The sequence below is a fragment of the Bradyrhizobium sp. WSM4872 genome, assembly GCF_055811715.1.
In genome coordinates this window covers 1-1,527 of sequence record NZ_JBVVPT010000065.1, presented here as the reverse complement: position 1 = coordinate 1,527, position 1,527 = coordinate 1, and the positions used below count along the sequence as shown (strand labels likewise).

Annotated in this window: 1 protein-coding gene; it reads right to left on the bottom strand. The window is 61.5% G+C overall.

Going from position 1 to position 1,527, the window contains the following annotated elements:
* Window positions 1–18: 18 nt before the first annotated feature.
* Window positions 19–1,308: an IS4 family transposase gene (locus tag AC0L3C_RS36125; RefSeq protein WP_473285259.1), complete on the bottom strand. Its 1,290-nt coding sequence runs from the start codon at window positions 1,306–1,308 to the stop codon at window positions 19–21.
* Between the last annotated feature and the right edge of the window lie 219 nt (window positions 1,309–1,527).

Below are 1,527 nucleotides of genomic sequence, written 5' to 3'. Positions count from 1 at the left end.
GTCGTCCCGGCGAAGGCCCTAGGGCATGCACATATCTCTAAGGCTCCATCCTGCTGCAACGGCGTGGAAGTATTCGAGGCCGTTTTTGAAGGTGATGGGGCCTGGTGGCCTTGAGGATGGGTAACCGTCCCAGCCGCCGAGGCGGCCGATGATCCAGCCGGCCCAAGCGAGACTGTCTGGTGGATGCGGGTTCTTTAGTCGCTTGCTGCTGGCTTCGAGTTGCTGGTTGAGGGCAGCAAGCGCGCCGATCTCGCTGGCCTTGAAGACAGCAAGAACGGGCTGCTGAGCGCCATCGCGGGCCTGGAGAAGTTGGATCGTGATGACAGCCGCCTTGGCGGCGATAGCAATCAGCTTGAGGAGGCGATCGGATGTTCCGACCTGGCTGTCTTCGAGGTGGAAGCCTTGCGTTTTCAAGACGCGGAAGAACTGCTCGATGATCCAGCGCTGCTTGTACCATTGAACGATACGCCATGCGTCTTTGACGCTGGCAATCTCGTGAGAGGTGAGAAGACGCCAGTGCAGCGGCTCTACGCCGGCCCCGGCATCGATCTCGCGCACGTCGACCACTGCCAACGGCAGGCTTTTCGGCAAATGGCGTAGGAACTTACTCTGTGGGCGGGCAAGCTCGATTGCACCAAAGCGGAGCTCGATCTGGGCTAGACGGGCTGGCCGCGCCGCGCGCGCAGGCAGCTCGATCGCACGCCGATCCACCACGGCCATGGCATGGCTGGTCTCATACAAACCGGTGCGATCGGCAAGCTTGCGGTCGTGCATGCTGCGCGCGATGACATGGAAGTGCTGCTCAGTCGAACTGGCATAAAGGGCAAAGATATCGCTCTCGCGGTCACCCAGCACGGTGACCGCTGCGGCCTTGGCGAGCAGCGGTCTGGACGCAGCGACAGTGGATGTCCAGCGCCGCGATTCCTTGTCTGATAATTCCCGATCGTCGTGTGAGGTGGTGCGACGGCCCTCGCGCGTCCAGATCTGCCCGCTCAAAAGTCCAAGACAGGTGCCATCATCGGCATCCACAGCCAGTAGCGGATGCAGCAGCACGCCGTAATTATTGCCTTTGCCGATCTCCCCGAGCCCACGCCGGCGTTGCGCCGTGGTGTTGAAGTGGATCTCGCTGGTGTCCTGGATCGCCAGCACGTGGCGGCCCTCTACCGCCGCAACCGTGCCTTCGCCCCAGCTTTCGATGATCCGCTCCGCTGTCACCTTGGCCTGACCGAGAAAGCGGTTGAACCGCACCTCCAACGCACGATTACCCCTGGAAAGCCGCCGCAGACACACCGTTTTGCCCGCGACCATGCGTTCGACGAGCGCCGCCCCCCTTTATCGAGACGACGATCCCCAAACCGGCCTAGCGTCCAGTCAATTTGCGACAACATCACCGCACCCCTAATCCGATCTGAGGTGCCGCAATAGAAATCACACGGTTTCCCGATTCTGGAATCCCAAGATGCCGCTCTGAGTCAATCCGCCGCACCAGATATGTGCATGCCCTAGGGCGAAGGCCGGGACCCATAC